At 66.8% G+C, this 18,327-nt stretch carries 16 protein-coding genes; 6 read left to right on the top strand and 10 right to left on the bottom strand.

The genetic code is table 11. The features are described from left to right. Window positions 1-47: 47 nt before the first annotated feature. The 5 genes from atpD to NLI89_RS01875 all read right to left on the bottom strand — a co-directional run bounded on the left by atpD (window position 48) and on the right by NLI89_RS01875 (window position 5,175). Window positions 48-1,532, bottom strand: coding sequence for a F0F1 ATP synthase subunit beta (gene atpD / locus NLI89_RS01895; RefSeq protein WP_055873598.1), 1,485 nt, complete (start codon window positions 1,530-1,532; stop codon window positions 48-50). A gap of 4 nt (window positions 1,533-1,536) precedes the next feature. After that, window positions 1,537-2,124, bottom strand: a complete 588-nt coding sequence (locus NLI89_RS01890) for a hypothetical protein (RefSeq protein ID WP_254685448.1) — start codon at window positions 2,122-2,124, stop codon at window positions 1,537-1,539. After that, window positions 2,121-3,014, bottom strand: coding sequence for a F0F1 ATP synthase subunit gamma (locus NLI89_RS01885; RefSeq protein ID WP_254685447.1), 894 nt, complete (start codon window positions 3,012-3,014; stop codon window positions 2,121-2,123). The genes NLI89_RS01890 and NLI89_RS01885 overlap by 4 nt, the downstream gene beginning before the upstream one ends. 72 nt (window positions 3,015-3,086) lie before the next feature. After that, entirely contained in the window at window positions 3,087-4,616 is a 1,530-nt protein-coding gene (gene atpA / locus NLI89_RS01880; protein WP_055873607.1) for a F0F1 ATP synthase subunit alpha, read from the bottom strand. Window positions 4,617-4,620: 4 nt separating this feature from the next. Beyond that, a complete protein-coding gene (locus tag NLI89_RS01875; protein WP_254685446.1) occupies window positions 4,621-5,175 on the bottom strand; it encodes a F0F1 ATP synthase subunit delta in 555 nt (184 codons plus the stop codon). A gap of 288 nt (window positions 5,176-5,463) precedes the next feature. Between NLI89_RS01875 and NLI89_RS01870 the strand changes: the two genes are divergently transcribed. Continuing rightward, window positions 5,464-6,141 carry a dienelactone hydrolase family protein gene (locus tag NLI89_RS01870; RefSeq protein WP_254685445.1) on the top strand — a complete coding sequence of 226 codons (678 nt, stop codon included), beginning with the start codon at window positions 5,464-5,466 and terminating at the stop codon, window positions 6,139-6,141. Between the two features lie 172 nt (window positions 6,142-6,313). On the opposite strand, the gene NLI89_RS01865 is transcribed toward NLI89_RS01870, so the two are convergent. Then, complete coding sequence (locus NLI89_RS01865) at window positions 6,314-7,159, bottom strand: oxidoreductase (protein ID WP_254685444.1); 846 nt, start codon at window positions 7,157-7,159, stop codon at window positions 6,314-6,316. Window positions 7,160-7,273: 114 nt separating this feature from the next. Here NLI89_RS01865 and NLI89_RS01860 point away from each other — a divergent pair, with 114 nt between their 5' ends. Next, the gene (locus tag NLI89_RS01860; protein ID WP_254685443.1) at window positions 7,274-8,302 is read left to right on the top strand and encodes a bifunctional transcriptional activator/DNA repair enzyme AdaA; all 1,029 of its coding nucleotides are present in this window, start codon (window positions 7,274-7,276) and stop codon (window positions 8,300-8,302) included. A gap of 3 nt (window positions 8,303-8,305) precedes the next feature. Here NLI89_RS01860 and NLI89_RS01855 read toward each other — a convergent pair whose 3' ends face one another. Continuing rightward, complete coding sequence (locus tag NLI89_RS01855) at window positions 8,306-9,892, bottom strand: hypothetical protein (RefSeq protein ID WP_254685442.1); 1,587 nt, start codon at window positions 9,890-9,892, stop codon at window positions 8,306-8,308. A 72-nt stretch (window positions 9,893-9,964) separates the two neighbouring features. Beyond that, a complete protein-coding gene (locus tag NLI89_RS01850) occupies window positions 9,965-11,482 on the bottom strand; it encodes a S1C family serine protease (protein ID WP_254685441.1) in 1,518 nt (505 codons plus the stop codon). 135 nt (window positions 11,483-11,617) lie between these two features. Between NLI89_RS01850 and NLI89_RS01845 the strand changes: the two genes are divergently transcribed. The 3 genes from NLI89_RS01845 (at window position 11,618) to NLI89_RS01835 (ending at window position 16,488) form a co-directional block, all read left to right on the top strand. After that, window positions 11,618-13,168 carry a CpaF family protein gene (locus tag NLI89_RS01845; protein WP_254685440.1) on the top strand — a complete coding sequence of 517 codons (1,551 nt, stop codon included), beginning with the start codon at window positions 11,618-11,620 and terminating at the stop codon, window positions 13,166-13,168. 612 nt (window positions 13,169-13,780) lie between these two features. Next, window positions 13,781-15,037 (top strand): hypothetical protein, encoded by a 1,257-nt coding sequence (locus NLI89_RS01840; RefSeq protein ID WP_254685439.1) that lies wholly within the window; start codon window positions 13,781-13,783, stop codon window positions 15,035-15,037. 8 nt (window positions 15,038-15,045) lie between these two features. Next, window positions 15,046-16,488 carry a hypothetical protein gene (locus tag NLI89_RS01835; RefSeq protein WP_254685438.1) on the top strand — a complete coding sequence of 481 codons (1,443 nt, stop codon included), beginning with the start codon at window positions 15,046-15,048 and terminating at the stop codon, window positions 16,486-16,488. Between the two features lie 13 nt (window positions 16,489-16,501). On the opposite strand, the gene NLI89_RS01830 is transcribed toward NLI89_RS01835, so the two are convergent. Beyond that, complete coding sequence (locus NLI89_RS01830) at window positions 16,502-16,687, bottom strand: hypothetical protein (RefSeq protein WP_248523340.1); 186 nt, start codon at window positions 16,685-16,687, stop codon at window positions 16,502-16,504. 16 nt (window positions 16,688-16,703) lie between these two features. Beyond that, entirely contained in the window at window positions 16,704-17,240 is a 537-nt protein-coding gene (gene phaR, locus NLI89_RS01825; RefSeq protein ID WP_248523342.1) for a polyhydroxyalkanoate synthesis repressor PhaR, read from the bottom strand. Window positions 17,241-17,317: 77 nt separating this feature from the next. Between phaR and NLI89_RS01820 the strand changes: the two genes are divergently transcribed. After that, window positions 17,318-18,313 (top strand): alpha/beta fold hydrolase, encoded by a 996-nt coding sequence (locus tag NLI89_RS01820; RefSeq protein ID WP_254685437.1) that lies wholly within the window; start codon window positions 17,318-17,320, stop codon window positions 18,311-18,313. Window positions 18,314-18,327 lie beyond the last annotated feature (14 nt).

Genomic DNA, 18,327 nt, shown 5'->3' with positions numbered 1-18,327 from the left:
CCCTCACCCCAACCCTCTCCCCGGAGGGGAGAGGGAGCTAGAAAGGCTTACGCTTCCGCGGCCATCTTCTCGGCCTTGGCGACGGCTTCGTCGATGCCGCCGACCATGTAGAACGCCGCCTCTGGCAAGTGATCATACTCGCCCTCGACCACCGCCTTGAACGAGCGGACCGTGTCCTCGAGCTGGACGAACTTGCCGCTGATGCCGGTGAAGACCTCGGCGACGTGGAACGGCTGGCTCAGGAACTTCTGGATCTTCCGCGCACGCTGCACGGTGAGCTTATCCTCTTCGGACAGCTCGTCCATGCCGAGAATCGCGATGATGTCCTGCAGCGACTTGTACTTCTGCAAGGTCGACTGGACGGCACGCGCGGTGTCGTAATGCTCCTGGCCGACGACGCGGGGCTCAAGCAGACGCGAGGTCGAATCGAGCGGATCGACGGCCGGGTAGATGCCCAGCTCCGAGATCGCACGGTTGAGGTTGGTCGTCGCATCGAGATGCGCGAACGACGTCGCAGGCGCCGGATCGGTAAGATCGTCGGCCGGCACGTACACGGCCTGAACCGAGGTGATCGAGCCCTTGTTCGTGGACGTGATGCGCTCCTGCAGCGCGCCCATGTCGGTCGACAGCGTCGGCTGATAGCCCACTGCCGACGGGATACGGCCGAGCAGTGCCGAAACCTCTGCGCCCGCCTGCGTGAAGCGGAAGATGTTGTCGACGAAGAACAGCACGTCCTGGCCTTCGACGTCGCGGAAATACTCGGCGATCGTCAGGCCCGACAGCGCGACGCGGGCACGTGCGCCTGGCGGCTCGTTCATCTGGCCAAATACGAGCGCGACCTTCGAGCCCTCCGACTGCGGATTGCCATCGGCATCCTTGGCGATGACGCCCGCGTCGAGGAACTCGTGGTACAGATCGTTACCCTCGCGGGTACGCTCGCCGACGCCCGCGAACACCGAGGTGCCGCCATGCCCCTTGGCGATGTTGTTGATCAGTTCCTGGATCAGCACGGTCTTGCCGACGCCGGCGCCGCCGAACAGGCCGATCTTGCCGCCCTTCGCATAGGGTGCGAGCAGGTCGATGACCTTGATGCCGGTGACCAGGATCGCGCTCTCGGTCGACTGGTCGACGAACAGCGGCGCCGAGGCGTGGATCGGGGCGGTCGTCTCTGCGCCAACCGGGCCGCGCTCGTCGATCGGCTCGCCGATGACGTTGAGGATGCGGCCGAGCGTCTTCGGGCCGACCGGCACGCGGATCTGCGAGCCGGTATCGGTGACGGTCTGGCCGCGGGTCAGACCCTCGGTGGCGTCCATCGCGATCGTGCGAACGGTGTTCTCGCCGAGATGCTGCGCGACTTCGAGGACGAGCCGGTTGCCGTTATTGTCGGTTTCAAGCGCCGACAGAATGGCGGGCAAATTGTCGGGGAAATGCACGTCGACGACGGCACCGATCACCTGCGAAATGCGGCCGGTGTTGTTCGTGGCCTTCGAGCTGCCCTCGGTCGGGCGGATGTCTTCAGCGGCGGTTGCCATCACACTATCCTTGGGTCTTGTTGTTGGCCGGGTTGGTAGCCGGTGAACGGGTAAAAGTCACGTCGATGCGCTGAGGCGCACCGTTGGTAGAAGGGAAGAGCGCCACCGTGATCGGGGCCGCATCGAGCGGCTGGCCGAGGCGGATCGCGCGCAAGAGGTCGGGCGACGCCTTGATCTTGAAGCGCCCGAGAAACTCGCCGACGGTCTGCGCGAGCCGCATCCGTGCGGTGGTCGCGTCGACCGGGTCGGTCAGCGCGAGCGCGTAAGTCACGGTGTCGATCGCCGCGGCGGTCTTGCCCGTAACCGCGACGGACGTCGTGTTGGGCTTGGCCGCGTTGGAGTTGGAGAACATCCGCGGCTGGCCGGTTGCGGTGAAGCCACCGTCCTTCGCCGCATAGGCCCCGAGCGCGAAGCCCGCCTGGTTGATCGCGCCGATCGTCTCCTGCGGGGCGCCGAACAGCCGGTCCCAGCCCGACAGCGTCGCGACGGAGGCGGTCTGCGCCGCCTCCTGCTCGCGCACCGACGGTGCCGGCTTGCCACAGCCAGCCAGCGCCATCGAGGCCATCAGGGTCAGGGCGACCGCGAACCTCATTTCAGCGCTTCGGCACCCGAGATGATCTCGACCAGCTCGGTCGTGATCGCGGCCTGACGCGTGCGGTTATACTGGATCGAGAGGCGCGTGATCATGTCGCCCGCATTGCGCGTGGCGTTGTCCATCGCGTTCATGCGCGAGCCCTGCTCCGAGGCCGCGTTTTCGAGCAGCGCGCGGAAAATCTGGATCGCGACGTTGCGCGGCAGGAGGTCGGCGAGGATCGCTTCCTCGTCGGGCTCATACTCGACCACGGCTTCGGCGGGCGCACCGGGCTTGGCCTCAGCACCGGGGATCGACGACAACGGAATCGGGATGATCTGGATGCCGGTCGGAAGCTGCACCAGCGCCGACACGAACTTCGCGTAGAACAGATGTGCGACGTCGAACTGGCCTTCGCCGAAGCGCTTGATGAGGTCCTCGGAGATCTCCTGCGCATCGCTGAACGCGAGCTTCTTGATTCCGCCCATCTCGTGATCGGCGAGGATGTCGTTCGGGAAGAAGCGCTTGATCACGCGCCCCTTCTTGCCGGCGACGTAGAACTTCACGGTCTTGCCCGCGGCGACCAGCTCCTCGGCCTTGCGACGTGCCGCACGGACGATGTTGGTGTTGAACGCACCCGCAAGGCCACGCTCCGACGTCGCGATGACGATCAGGTGGACCTGGTCCTTGCCGGTGCCGGCCAGCAACGGCGACGCGCCCGGCGCGATGCCGACGCGCCCCGCGAGGCTCGCCATCACCGCTTCCAAGCGCTCGGCATATGGCCGCCCGGCGACCGCCGCGTCCTGCGCCCGGCGCAGTTTCGCAGCGGCGACCATCTTCATCGCCTTGGTGATCTTCTGCGTCGACTTCACCGAGCCGATGCGGATCTTGAGTGCCTTGAGGCTCGCCATCTACGTCCCTTTGTTCCTCCGCGAAGGCGGAGGCCCAGTCTGAGCCCCCGCCTTCGCGGGGGCACAATCTACTTAAGCGAAAGTCTTCGCGAACGCTTCGAGCGCTGCCTTCAGCTTGTCCTTCGCCTCGTTACCCAGGTCGCGGGTATCGCGGATCAGCTTCAGCACGTCGGCGTGGTTCGCGCGCATGTCGGCCAGCAGTGCCTGCTCGTAGCGGGTCACGTCGGCGACCGGCACCTTGTCGAGATAGCCGCTGGTGCCGGCGAAGATCGACACGGTCTGCTCCTCGAACGGCAGCGGCGAGAACTGCGCCTGCTTCAACAGCTCGGTCAGGCGCGCGCCGCGGTTCAGCAGCTTCTGCGTCGACGCATCGAGATCCGACCCGAACTGCGCGAATGCCGCCATCTCGCGGTACTGCGCCAGCTCGAGCTTGATCGAGCCCGAAACCTTCTTCATCGCCTTGGTCTGTGCGGCCGAGCCGACGCGGCTGACCGAGAGACCGACGTTGATCGCCGGACGCACGCCCGAGAAGAACAGGTCGGTCTCGAGGAAGATCTGGCCGTCGGTGATCGAGATCACGTTGGTCGGAATGTACGCCGAAACGTCGCCCGCCTGCGTCTCGATGATCGGCAGCGCGGTCAGCGAGCCGCCGCCGTTCGCGTCCGACATCTTCGCCGCACGCTCGAGCAGGCGGCTGTGCAGATAGAACACGTCGCCCGGATAGGCTTCACGGCCCGGAGGACGACGCAGCAGCAGCGACATCTGGCGATAGGCGACCGCCTGCTTCGACAGATCGTCGTAGCAGATCAGCGCGTGCATGCCGCGGTCGCGGAAATACTCGCCCATCGCGACGCCGGTGTACGGTGCGAGATACTGGAGCGGTGCGGGGTCCGACGCGGTCGCGGCGATCACGATGGTGTATTCCATCGCGCCATTCTCTTCGAGCGTCTTGACGAGCTGTGCGACGGTCGAGCGCTTCTGGCCGATCGCGACATAGACGCAATACAGCTTCTTCGACTCGTCGTCGCCGGCGTTGGCGATCTTCTGGTTGATGAACGCGTCGATCGCGACGGCAGACTTGCCGGTCTGGCGATCGCCGATGATCAGCTCGCGCTGGCCGCGGCCGACGGGGACGAGCGCGTCGATTGCCTTCAGACCGGTCTGGACCGGCTCGCTGACCGACTGGCGCGGGATGATGCCCGGTGCCTTCACTTCGACGCGGCTGCGCTCGGTGGTGTGGATCGGGCCCTTGCCGTCGATCGGGTTGCCGAGGCCATCGACCACGCGGCCGAGCAGCTCCTTGCCGATCGGCACGTCGACGATCGTGCCGGTGCGCTTGACGATGTCGCCTTCCTTGATCTCGGAATCGCTCCCGAAGATCACGACGCCGACGTTATCGGCCTCGAGGTTGAGCGCCATCCCCTGCACGCCGTTCGAGAATTCGACCATCTCGCCGGCCTGGACGTTGTCGAGGCCGAAGATGCGCGCGATGCCGTCGCCGACGCTCAGCACCTGCCCGGTCTCGCTGACCTGGGCCTCGGTGCCGAAATTGGCGATCTGATCCTTGATGATCTTCGAGATTTCTGCGGCGCGGATATCCATTAGCTTAGCCCTTCATCGCGTGCGCGAGAGTGTTGAGACGCGTCTTGATCGACGAATCGATCATCTGGCTGCCGACGCGGACGACGAGTCCACCCAGCAACGATGGGTCGACGCTGAGGTCGACGGAAACTTCACGGCCGACGCGCTGGCGGAGCTGATGCTTCAGCTCGATCACTTGCTCGTCGGTCAGCGGATGCGCGGAGACGACTTCGGCCGCGACTTCACCGCGATGCTGCGCGGCAAGTGCCCGGAATGCCTTGATGATCTTCGGCAGCGCGCCCAGCCGGTGGTTCTCGGCAAGCACGCCGAGGAAGCTCTTGGTGGTCGCATCGACGCCGAGTTCGTCGGCGACCGCCGAGACCGCCTTCACGGCGGCGCCACGCGACACCATCGGGCTGGTCGTCAGATTGCGGAAATCCTCCGAAGCGCCGAGCGCGTCGCGCACGTTCGCCAGGCTCGACTCGACCGCATCGATCGTCTTCGCGTCACGCGCGAGTTCGAACAGGGCCAGCGCGTAACGCCCGCCTAAGCTCGCTTGAATACCGCCGGATGTCTCCACGGACCTGTCAATCCTCGCATGAAACCGAAATAGTGCCGCCCCACGGGGGAAGAGGGCGCGAAAGCACCTCTCATGGGACGCGGCGCGGGTAGCATCGGGTTCCCGGATTGGCAACCCGGCCGGAGGGTCGGGGGAACGGGTTTGTGACTGTTTTGTCATTCGTTCCCGCCGAGACCCCGTCACCCCGGACCTGTTCCGGGGTCCACCGTTCCGCTAAACCGAACGCCTGTTGCCCGCGCGGCACGGTGGATGCCGGAACCAGTCCGGCATGACGGATAGGGAACCAGAATGACCGGCACGATGGAAACGATGACGATGTCCGACGGCGCGACCGTCGCGGTCTATCACGCGCAGCCGGCCGGCGCGCGCCGCGGTGGGCTCGTGCTGGTCCAGGAAATCTTCGGCGTGACCGACCACATCCGCGATCTGTGCGACGAATACGCGGCCGACGGGTATGAAGTGCTGGCCCCCGCGCTGTTCGACCGCGAGCATCCTGGTTTCGAGGCGGATTATTCAGGCGACGGCCTTGCCCGCGGTGTCGAACTGGCGCGGCAACTCCACCCGTTCGAGCTGTCGCTGAAGGACGTCCAGACCTGCATCGACACGCTCGCCGCCGCTGGACCGGTGTTCGTGGTGGGCTATTGCTATGGCGGTTCGGTCGCGTGGTTCGCGTCGACCAAGCTCACCGGCGTCGCGGCGGCGAGCGGCTATTACGGCAGCATGATCCCGGCGGCGGCGGACGAGGAGCCGAAGGTGCCGGTGATCCTCCACTTCGGTCGCCACGACCACGGGATTCCGATGGAGGGCGTCGAGCAGGTCATCGCCAAGGATTGGCCGAACGCGACGGTGTATGTCTACGAGGCGGGTCACGGGTTCAATTCGGACCGGCGGAAGGATTATCACGAGCCGAGTGCGGATCTGGCGAAGCAGCGGACGCTGGAGCTGTTTCGCGCGAATGGGGGCTGACCCTCTTACTTCTGCCCCCCTCCCTGAAAGGGAGGGGTTGGGGGTGGGTCGGTTTCCGCATTGCCGAGCGGTTGCGGCCAAAGCCGGCCAACCCACCCCCAGCCCCTCCCTTCCAGGGAGGGGAGCAAGTATCGCTAACCCCTCCCTTCCAGCGAGAGCAGTAAATCGCCGCTTACCCTTCAGGGAAATCCGCCCCCAAACTCGTCGCCTTATGCGCCTCGATCTCCTTCAACCGCCCGGCCATCTTCTCGACGACCGCATCATACCCCCAGCGACCCAACACCAGATGCCGCGGCGGGTTCGCCCCCTCGGTCAGCGCGATCATCGCCTCGCCGGCGCGCACCGGATCGCCGGCCTGGGTCCCGCTGATATCGCGCGTGCTGTCGAGCCGCTTGCCCGCCGTCTCCGCATAGTCCGCGATCTTCACCGGCGTCTGCTTCAGCGACCGCCCCGCCCAATCCGTCCGGAACGGCCCCGGCTCGACGCAGGTCACGGCGATCCCAAGCGGCTTCACCTCGGCGAGCAGCGAGTCCGACCACCCCTCCACCGCATGCTTCGACGCGGCATAATAACCCGACCCCGGAAACCCGACCAACCCGGCAACCGACGTGATGTTGATCACATGCCCGCTCGTCTGCCCGCGCATGATCGGCAACACCGCGCGCGTCAGCGCAAACAACCCGAACACGTTCGCATCGAACTGCGCGCGGATTTCGGAGTCCTCGCCCTCCTCGATCGACGCCTGATACCCATAGCCCGCATTGTTCACGAGCACGTCGATCCGCCCGAACTTGGCCTGCGCCTGCGCGACCGCATCGTCGATCTGCGCCTGATCGGTCACGTCGAGCGACACCGCGAACGCATGATCCTCGGCACCCTCCGCAAGGTCGGCCACCCGATCCGCATCCCGCGCGGTAACCACCGCACGCCAACCGCGCGCGAGCACGAGCTTGGCAAGTTCGCGACCGAACCCGGTCGAACAGCCGGAAATGAACCAGACGGGCGTGTCGGAGGCCATGAGACTTCTTTCGTTATGGGGTAGCTCCAAGAGAACGGCCGGGCCGCCCATTCGGGTCCGCTTTGATCGCAAGCCGCGGGATGCGCGCGCGTCGCGACCGGCTATACCGATCCAATGATCACCGCCCCTGACGACGACACCGCCTGGACCGCGTTCGAAGCCCGTGACCGCGCATGGGACGGCCGGTTCGTCGTCGGCGTGAAGACAACCGGCATCTACTGCAAGCCAAGCTGCCCCGCGCGGCACCCCAAGCGCGAAAACGTCACCTTCCACCCCGACCCGGCCAGCGCCCGCGCCGCCGGCTTCCGCGCGTGCCTGCGCTGCACGCCCGACGAGGTCGGCCGCGACCGGATCGCCGTCGCCGCCGCGGTCGCGCTGCTCGAAGCCACCGAGGACCGCCTCTCGCTCGAAGAGGTCGCCGCGAAAGTCGGCTACGCGCCGCATCATTTCCACCGCCTGTTCAAGCGCGCCACCGGCGTCACCCCCGCCGCCTATGCCCGCGCCCTGCGCACCGGCCGTGCGGCAAACGCCTTATCGGAGGATTCAACCGTGACCGAAGCGATCTACGACGCCGGCTATTCCGCCCCGAGCCGCTTCTACGAGGCCGATGCGAAGCGACTCGGCATGGCCCCCAGCGCCTGGGCGCGCGGCGGCGAAGGCGCCACGATCCGCTGGACGACCGCGGACACGAGCCTCGGCGCCCTGTTCGTAGCCGCCACCGACAAGGGCCTGTGCCGCGTGTCGTTCGACGAGGATGCCGAAGACCTCCGCCGTCGCTTCCCCAACGCCACGATCGAACCGGGCAACGCAGCGCTCGGCGATCTAGCCGCGCTAGTCGTCGCTGCCGTCGAATCCCCCGACCGCGACCAGGACCTCCCGCTGGACGTCCGCGGCACCGCCTTCCAGGAAGCGATTTGGCAAGCCCTGCGCACCATTCCGATCGGCGAAACCCGCACCTACAGCGAACTCGCCGCGCTCGCCGGCCGCCCCGCCGCAGTGCGCGCCGCCGGCACCGCGTGCGGGCAAAACCCCGTCTCGATCGTCATCCCCTGCCACCGTGCGCAACGCATCGGCGGCGCGCTCGGCGGCTATGCCTATGGGCTGGACCGCAAACGCGCGTTGATCGAGCGCGAAAGGGGTTAGGCGTCACCCGGCCGGGGGCGTCTCGGCAACCCCGTCCTGTCCCTGCCCGAGCAACCGCAACGCCTCGGGCCCGATCTTGCCGGATTCCAGGATCGTGATCAGCCGCGCGGCGGGATTGTCCGCCGGCAGATGCGGGTCGAAGGCGAGCGGGCGCAAGGTTCGCTTGGCGTCTTCGGCATCGCCGTCGCGTATCTCCTGCGCGGCGACCTTGAACCGCAACTCGGGATCCTGCGGCACGAGTTCGAGCGCGCGCTTTACGCCGGTGATCGCCATCTTGGTCGGCGGCGTATGCTCTGCGTCGAAGCAGTCATAATATAGCGACAACGCCTCGGCATCGTCGGGGGCAAGACGGTTGGCCTTGACGACCCAGCTGCGCGCTTCCTTCCACGCGTCGGCATCCTTGGTGGACGCGGCACTTGCCCGGCGAAGGTGGATCCTGGCCTTGTAGAGCAACGCCTGCGCCATCCTGGGGTCGGCGGCGAGGGCGCGGTCCACGGCCGCTTCGGCATCGTCGTCCTGAACCGCATCATAGGCCATCTCGGCGAACCAGCCCTGCGCCACGGGATCGGTCGGATAGGTCGCGGCGATTGCCTTGGCCCGCGTGTAGATCGGTTGCGCCGTCTTGCGGTTCACGCCGCGTTCGGACTCCATGCGAAGGCCCATCAACGCTTCGGCGCCCGCACTCACGGGTTCGACGGTGATCTTCGGATCGGGGAGCCGCGAATAGGCGATCTTGATGCCGGGGATCCTCGATTGCGCGAGATAGGCATCGAGCGCCCGATCGAGCGCGCGCAGATCGCCGAATGCGGCCCGTGCCGCCGTGACGCTGGGAACGCCCTTGTTCAACGCATCGAGATAGCGCCCGAACGTCGCGCCACGCGCTGGATCGAACATGATATAATGCGTCAGCAACCAGCCGCGCGCATACAGCGAGCCGCGTTCCTCGTCCGACAACCGGCGCGATCCGGTATCGAACAGGCGTTCCGCCGACAGTCCGCGCGTCCTCAACAGACTATACGCCCGGTGCTGCGCCGCGACGCCGACCATGACGCCGTCCTTCTCGAACCGCGCGGTCGAGACGAACTCGGCATAGCCTTCGGAAAACCAGGCGGGATAGGCGGCGGCGAACGTGCCGAGCAGGAAATGATGCGCGTATTCGTGGAACAGCACGATCTGCGGCTGCAAATCGCCATCCCCGCCGCTGGACCGGGGCGTGAAGGCGATCGATCCGTTCACGCGCGGCAAATAGAATCCGGCGACGTTGCCGCTACCCTTGCCCATCAATTTGCGGACATCGCTCGCCGTGTCGACGACATAGACGGTCACCCGGTTCGTGCCTGGCTCGGCGGGCGGGGTGTTGGCCCGGTGCAGGATACGCATCACGCCATCGAACTGTTCGAGTTGCGTCGCGGTCTTGCGCAATGCCGCCTCGCCGACGCTCGAATAGACGACGAAATGGTCGGAGGTGGCCCGCAACCACTTGGCCTCCGACGCGGCTGAGACGCAGGCCGCACTCGCCGCTGCGAGCACCGCGATACGGCGAACCCATCCCGAAACACGCATCATCACGCCCCTTTTGCCGATCGTCATGCCGGCGCTTCGTTCTTTGGCGCAACCGAGCAGATTCCGGGGCGGTAAGCTATCCGTTCCGTCCGATGCCGATCATTTTGCCGATTTGCAGGAATAGACGAGCTTTTCGTTCGGCAGCGGTGGCAACACCGCGCGGATCGCCGCCTGCTGACCCGCGAGCCGACCCAGCGCGGCGTCGTCCATGTTGCAGACGTTCGGCACGACACCCCGCGCGGTCCGCGCAGCGGTCATCCCCGCCGCCGACAGCAGATAGCGCGTGTTGGAATAGACGCGCGTGGCCGGATCGAACGACAGGATGGAGACGGTCTGCTCGTCGTCGGGCACCAGCACGCGGTCGAAGCGGCCGCCCCCATTGCCGTTTTGCGCGGCGACATATTGCGTCTTGCCGTTCATGCAGCCCTTCGCACCCCAGTCGATCGGCACGTCCTCGCTGGACGAGATCGTGATCCGGCTGCGTTCGGGGATCAGCGTGCAGACCATCTTCCCAAGCGCGGCATCGGGCGTCGAGATTCGGGTCTTCGGGAGCGCCGACGCCGGCACGTCGACCTCGCCCGAGGGTCGCAGCACGAACACGATGATCGCGATCAGCACGCCGACGCCGCCGACCGACACCGCCCAGATCGCCTGGCGCCGCTGGCCGCGCGATTCGAGCAGACCCGCGCTGCCGATCACGAGCGCGCCCGCCACCAGCAGCAGCCCGGCGATCGCCATGACGTTCTCGCGAGCCCGCCCGGCCTCGGTCCGCGCCTTCTCCAGCGCGACCTCGCGGGTCATCGCATCCTGCGTGGCGGCATCGCGCCTGGCCGACGCCGCATCGGCGGTCGCCCGCGCATCCGCGTCGGCATCCTGCCGCAAGCGATCCTCGATCGAGGTACATCCCGTCCCGATCGACGCATAGGGCTGTTTCGCGTCGTGCAGGAAGCCGGCAAGCTCGGTATCCGCGATCGCGAACCCGAACGTCGAATCGCCCTCTTCCCCGCGCGTGATCGCCGAATTCACCCCGATCACCCGCCCGCAGCGATCGAGCAGAGGACCACCAGAATTACCACGCGCAATACTCGCCGTATGCAACAACACCTCGACGTTGCTCAGCGCGCGGCGGCCCGAGAGCACGCCCTCCGACCGGACCGGCGTCATCGGCCGGATATAGTCCGCCGCCGACCGCGCCGTCGCGAGGTCGACATTGCCCGGGAAGCCGAGCGACACCACCGCATCGCCTTCGCTCATCGGGCCGGTATAGAGCGGGCTCGGCGGCAGGCGCGCGCCGGTGAACTCGATCAATGCCAGATCGCGCTGCGAATCGTAGGCGATCACCTTGCCCTGATAGGATTTGTCGCCCTCGGTGGGCACGATCCCGACGACCACGTTGTCGGGATAGCGCTCGGCGAGATCGACGACGTGCGCGTTGGTGACGATCCGGTTGGGCGCGATCGCAAAGCCGCTGCCGTGGCCGAACCCGACCACCTGATCGTCGACCACCGCGATCGTCACGACGCGCACCACGCCGCGCCCGGCGGCGGCGATGTCGTCGGCCGACGCGGAGCTGGCCAACCCGAAAGTCAGCGCGAGGAGGAGCAGCAGGCGGATCATGCACCAGCCTTCGGGGAGTTCGCGGCGGCGATCAACCCTCGGCTCTTATCGGAAGACCCCTGCCAATCCGGTTTGGTTAGCGAATTATCAAGTCTTGGTGCCTAACCCATTGGGCAATCATCCAGGGATTTGGGCATGAGCGCATTCGGGCGTCGTAATGGCATCAGCGGGGGGCAAGCGGCCCGGCCCGCATTCGGCGTCGCACGGCCTATGCAAGGCGGCCCCATGCAAGGGGGCAGCGCGGTGCCGCGTCCCGAACCCGAGGGCGGATCGCAGTTTCCCCCGATCGACTCGTTGCCGATGCCGGGCGAGACCGACGGCTTCGGCCCCGGCACGATGCCCGGCACGCAGATGGACGCGATGCAGCGCCTGTCGGACCGCCAGAATGCCAGCGGCGAGGCCGGCAACAGCCGCGTCGAGGGCTTCGAACAGTCGATCCACAAGATCAAGGAACAGGTCCTCCCGCGCCTGCTCGAACGCGTCGATCCGGAGGCGGCGGCGACGCTCGGCAAGGACGAACTCGCCGAGGAATTCCGCCCGATCATCGGTGAAGTGCTCGCCGAACTGAAGCTGACGCTCAACCGCCGCGAACAGTTCGCGCTGGAGAAGGTGCTGGTCGACGAGCTGCTCGGGCTCGGGCCCTTGGAGGAACTGCTGGCGGATCCGAACATCACCGACATCATGGTGAACGGCCCCGACCAGACCTATGTCGAGCGCAAGGGCAAGCTCGAGCTCGCGCCGATCCAGTTCCGCGACGAGGAGCATCTGTTCCAGATTGCGCAGCGCATCGTCAATTCGGTTGGCCGTCGCGTCGACCAGACCTCGCCGCTCGCCGATGCGCGCCTCAAGGACGGCAGCCGCGTCAACGTGATCGTGCCGCCGCTATCGCTGCGCGGCACCGCGATCTCGATCCGTAAATTCTCCGCCAAACCGATCACGCTCGACATGATGGCGGGGTTCGGCTCGATGTCACCCAAGATGGCAACCGCGCTGAAGATCGCGGGGGCATCGCGGTTCAACGTGGTCATTTCCGGCGGTACCGGCTCGGGCAAGACGACGATGCTAAACGCGCTGTCGAAGATGATCGACCCCGGCGAACGCGTGCTGACGATCGAGGACGCCGCCGAGCTTCGCCTGCAACAGCCGCACTGGCTTCCGCTCGAAACGCGCCCGGCCAATCTGGAGGGCCAGGGCGAGATCTCGATCCGCGATCTCGTCAAGAACGCGCTGCGTATGCGGCCGGACCGGATCATCCTGGGCGAAATTCGTGGCTCCGAGTGTTTCGACATGCTCGCGGCGATGAACACGGGTCACGACGGATCGATGTGCACGCTCCACGCCAACTCCCCGCGCGAGGCGCTGGCCCGCATGGAGAACATGGTGATGATGTCCGATATCAAGGTGCCGAAGGAAGCGATCTCGCGACAGATCGCGGACTCGGTCGAGCTGATCATCCAGGTGAAGCGCCTGCGCGACGGCTCGCGCCGGGTGACCAACATCACCGAGGTGATCGGCATGGAAGGCCCGGTGATCGTCACGCAGGAGCTGTTCAAGTTCGAGTATATGGACGAGTCGGCGGACGGGAAGATCCTGGGGGAATACCGGTCGATGGGGCTCAGGCCGTATACGCTGGAGAAGGCCAAGCAGTTCGGGTTCGATCAGGCGTATCTCGAGGCGTGCCTGTAACGGGCCCTCGCTCGCAACGATTGGCAGCATGTATAACGCCACCATCCCGGCGGAGGCCGGGGCCCAGTTGGAAAGGTGGCAATAACGAAGCGCCGTCCGCGGTTATCGCCGTACCCCAACTGGGCCCCGGCCTTCGCCGGGGTGGAGCATTTTGTGGGCGTTGCCGTCGTTGCAGGAAGCTGGACAGCGGCAGAGTGAGTAGGTGGTCGACGGGCTAGCGCTGGGTTTCAGCCAGCTCGCCCACCTACCGTTCCCTCGCGGAAGCGAGGGTCCAGGAGCCACGACCGCTACCCCCCGCGACCCTGGACTCCCGCGTTCGCGGGAGAACGGCATGGGTGCGGGTCCCTGGGGATCGACACGACGGGCATCGGATCGGGGGCATCGGATCGTGCTATTCCTCCTGGGCGGGGGGCGCTCGCGCTTGCCCACCGGAGGGGGCAATCCCGTTCGCTAGCCGGGGGGCTGTGAGCGGCGACCCTTGTTTGCTGGCCCCCTTTCCGCCTCCAGCTCCCGTCTCGGGCAAGATCGTGGGCGATCTTCGTCGGGTCTCGGGCCCGGTTCGGCGATGCGCCGGCTTGTACCGCCCCCGCGACCCGCTAGGGACCACCGCACATGCGCCGTGCCCTTTTCGTCCTCGTCCCGCTGATCGCGGTCCTGTTCGTTTCCGCGCGCGAGCCTGCGCCTGCACCGGCGCCAGCCGACTCCGCCGCCAATTCTACCGCCGATTCCAAGGGCGTCTCTCCTGCCGCGCGCGACCGCGGCGTCTACCATCTCGCGACCGACGCCGAAGCGCGCTGGATCCCGTTCGACCTGACGCCCGGCAACCAGATCCGCTTCACGATGCAGATCGACGGGCGCGACGTCACCGCGATCCTCGATACCGGCGTCAGCTATACGTTGCTCGCCAAGGCCTCCCCCGCGGTCGACACCGCCAAGCTGGTCGCCGGCGGCAGCGCGACCGCGATCGGCGGATCAGTTGCCTTGGGCTGGATGCCGACCCGCAGCGTCGCGCTTGGCGGTCTCGCGCGGACCGGCGGCGGCGTGACGGTCGCCGACCTGCCCGCAATCGCCACCGGCAGCGCGTCCGCGGTCGACCTGCTGGTCGGCGCCGACATGCTCGCCGGCCATGCGCTCGACATCGACTATGCCGCCAAGCGCTTCCGCCTGATCCGCTCGGGCCGGCTGCCGTTCAAGGGCGAGACCGCACCCTTGCGCGTCTCCACCGAACGCAGCGTCTACGAAAGCGCGATCACGCTGGGCGGCCGGCGGCTCGCGCCGATCGTGGTCGATACCGGCGACGGATCGTCGATCACCGTCACGACGCCGGGATGGCAGGCGGCGAACCTCACGGCGCTGCGGACCACCAGCGCGATCTCGTTCGGGCTGGCCGGCGCGGCTGTGAGCGGTCTCGCGATCGTTCCCGAACTCCGCGTCGGCGAGATGGTCGCGCGCAACGCTGAAGTTCGGATCGAGCCCACAGACGGATTCTCGCAGGCGATCGGCACCGCCGGTCGGATCGGATCGGGCCTCCTCCAGAATTACCGCGTGCTGCTCGATCCCGGCGCCCGTCGGATGATATTGAGCCGGGGACCCAGGGCCGACCTGCCGCCGCCGCGTTCGACCAGCGGGCTACTCATCGGCATCGAGAAGGACCGGCTGAAAGTCCTGCACGTCATGCGCGGCGGCCCGGCGGCCGCAACCGGCTGGAAGGACGGCGACCTGATCTGCACGATCGACGGCACGCCGATCCCCGCAGACTATCCGACCAGTCCGATCGCCGCCTGGACTGCCGACCGGCCTGGCCGGGTCGTGACGCTCGGCCTGTGCGACGGCACGACACGCAAGCTTGAACTGACGCATTTTTATTAGGACGATCCATGTTTAGTCTGCGTCACCGATCGGGGCAGGCCATCGTCCTGCTCCTCGTTGCCCTTGCCCTCCGCAGTCCGTTCTTCGGCAACCCGGTGATCCATAGCGACGAGCAATTCTACCTGCTGGTCGGCGATCGCCTGCTGCAGGGCGCATGGCCGTTCGTCGACATCTTCGATCGCAAGCCGGTCGGGCTGTTCCTGATCTTCGCCGCTATCCGCAGCGTCGGCGGCGACGGCATCGTGATGTACCAAATCGCCGCGACGCTCGTTGCCGCTGGTACCGCATGGTTTGTCGTTCGGATCGTCGATCGCCTCTGCCCCGAAGGCGCGAGCCCGTTGGCAAGTCTGGGCGCAGGGCTGATCTATCTCGTCTGGATCATCGTGTTCGACGGTGCGGGCGGACAGTCGGCGGTATGGGGCAACGCCCTGATGGCGGCGGCCGCGCTGCTGGTGCTCGATACGGCGCGCGATCGACGGCATATCAGCCTACGCGGCGCCGGGGCGATGCTGCTGATCGGCATCGCGATGCAGGTCAAATACACCGCCATGTTCGAGGGAATCTTCTTCGGCCTGACGCTGCTGTGGACCGCGCATCGCGATGGCCGACCGATCGGCCGGCTAGCCGCCGACGCCGGCCTGTGGATCGGCGCGGCGCTGCTGCCGACCGCGCTCGCCTGGGCCGTCTATGCCGCGGCCGGCCACGGCGATGCCTTCGTCTTCGCCAATTTCCTCTCAATCTTCGGGCAGCAGGACGACGATACGCTCCGCTCCAATCTCCTGAAGCTGCTTGGCGGCATCGGCCTCAGCTTGCCGCTCGGCTGGCTGGCGTGGCGCGGCCGACTCGCCGGCGGCTTCGCGCTCGGATGGGTCGCCGCCGCGGTGATCGCGATCCTGATCATGCACACGTTCGAGCTGCTCTACATGCTGCCACTCGCGCTGCCGCTGTCGGTCGCCGCCGGCACGGGACTTGCCGGGCCGACCGTCCGCACGACCATATTTCGCCTTGCCGCCATACTCGCGTTCGGCGCGCTGGCCGCGACCATCCTGACGAGCGTCCGCGTCGGACGGCGCGGCAATGCACAGCAGATCGCGCAACTCGTCCAGCTGATCGGCCAGCAACCGCGCGGCTGCATGTTCGCCTATGGCAGCGAACCGATCCTCTACTTCCTCACCCGATCCTGCCTGCCGACGCCCTATATCTTCCGCAGCCATCTGGGCCAGACGACCGAGACGCATGGTACTGGGGTCGATCCGGTCGCCGAAGTCACGCGGCTGCTCGCGGCCCGTCCGGGCGTAATCGTCGTGCGCGCGCCCAAACCAAGCACGAACCTGGCGACCCAGGCGCTGGTCGTTCGCGCGATCGCCGCGCGCTATCGGCTGGTGGGCTCGGTGAAGATCGGCAAGTTGCCGCAGAGCGTCTATCGCCTGCGGACGGACGCTCGCCGCTGACCGCGCTGGAAGCTCAGGTCTTGAACGCCAGCCCGACCGTGACGGCCAATGCGATCAGCGCGAGCATCTGGACGGTCGGCCAGTCGACCCAGCCGACCGAATCCGGATCGCGCCGCCGTCGGCGGCGTCGCTCGCCGAGCCCGGCGACGACCGCCAACGCGGCTAGGCCGCCGCTCGCACTCCACAACACCGGCCCCATCGTTCAGCCCGATCCGTCAGCCGAGCTTCTCGACCTTTTCCTGCAATTTGGCGAGTTCGGTGCGCAGGGCCGCGATCTCGTCGTCCTTGCTCGCGGCGGGTGCGGGCGTGGCAGGGTTCATCGCCTGCGCGGCGACGTCGAACATCGCGAGATTGCGCTTAGCGAGATCGGCGAACGGCGAGTTGGCGAACGCGCCCTCGACCGCAGACTTGAACTGATCGTGGTTGCGACGGAAGCTGTCCATCGACGCCTCCAGATACCCCGGCACCATAGTCTGCATCGAGTCGCCGTACATCGAGATCAGCTGGCGCAGGAAGTTCACCGGCATCATCGTCTCGCCGCGACTCTCCTCCTCCATGATGATCTGGGTTAGGACGTTGTGCGTGATGTCCTCATCGGTCTTCGCGTCGACCACCTTGAAGTCGCGGCCCTCGCGGGTCATCGTCGCCAGATGATCGAGCGTGATGTAGGATGACGTCTCGGTGTTATAGAGCCGTCGATTGGCGTATTTCTTGATGATGACGATTCCGTCGGCAGCCGGTTGCTTCTTCATGGATCCCCCGTCTTATGTTTGAAACGGAGGCTACAGTCTTTGATGACGCACCGCAACAAGGTCCGAGGCCCTTACCCTTGTTCCTCAGCGTGCTGCGCAGCGAGACCGCGGCATCGCCCGAACGGATGGCGCGCGCGCTAGCCGGATTGCGTGCGTATCAGGGTGCGCCACGAGAGCAGCGGGCGGATCCGATGCCGGCGGTCCACCGTGCGGGGCGGGTGTCGTTGCGCGACTATGGCGGTGGTGGACGACCCGTGGTGTTCGTCCCATCGTTGATAAATCCGCCCGATATCCTCGATCATTCGCCCGAGTCTTCGCTGTTGCGGTGGATCGCGGCGCAGGGATTCCATACCTGGCTGGTCGACTGGGGATCGCCCGGCAGCGACGACCGCGACCTCGATCTGGCGGCGCATGTCGAGCGGCTGCTGGTGCCGTTGCTGCGGGCGCTGGACGAACCGCCGGTGCTGGTCGGCTATTGCCTCGGCGGCACTCTGGCACTGGGGGCTGCGGCGATCACCCCCGTTGCGGGAGTCGCGACGATCGCCGCACCGTGGCACTTCGCGGGCTATGGCGAAGGGCGTCCCGCGCTTGCCGCCACCTGGGCAGCAGTCCAGCCCGCCGCAGCGATGCTCGGCGTGCTGCCGATGGAAGTCCTGCAAGCCGGATTCTGGCAACTCGATCCCGCGCGCACGATCGCCAAATACGAGGTCTTCGCCGACCTCGCCCCCGACAGCGACGCGGCGCGCGCGTTCGTCCGACTCGAGGATTGGGCGAACGCCGGCGCGCCGCTGCCCTATGCCGCCGCGGCCTCGCTGTTCGAGGACTGCATCGCCAACGACCTGCCCGGCAAAGGCCGCTGGGCCATCGCCGGTACCGTGGTCGACCCGCTCGCCTTCGCCTGCCCGACCGTCGAATTCGTCTCGCTGACCGACCGAATAGTCCCCGCCGCGACCGCGATCGGGCTCGCCGACCGCCGCGATCTGGGTGCCGGCCATGTCGGCATGATCGTCGGCCGTTCTGCGCGCGCGCGGCTCTGGGAACCGCTCGCCAACTGGATCGCCGCGCTCGGGTGACGTACAGGGGGTCC

The organism is Sphingomonas faeni (genome assembly GCF_024273235.1).
GTDB classification, from domain to species: domain Bacteria; phylum Pseudomonadota; class Alphaproteobacteria; order Sphingomonadales; family Sphingomonadaceae; genus Sphingomonas; species Sphingomonas faeni_A.
The sequence above is the reverse complement of the archived record's forward strand: the minus strand, read 5'-3'. Positions and strand labels throughout refer to the sequence as shown.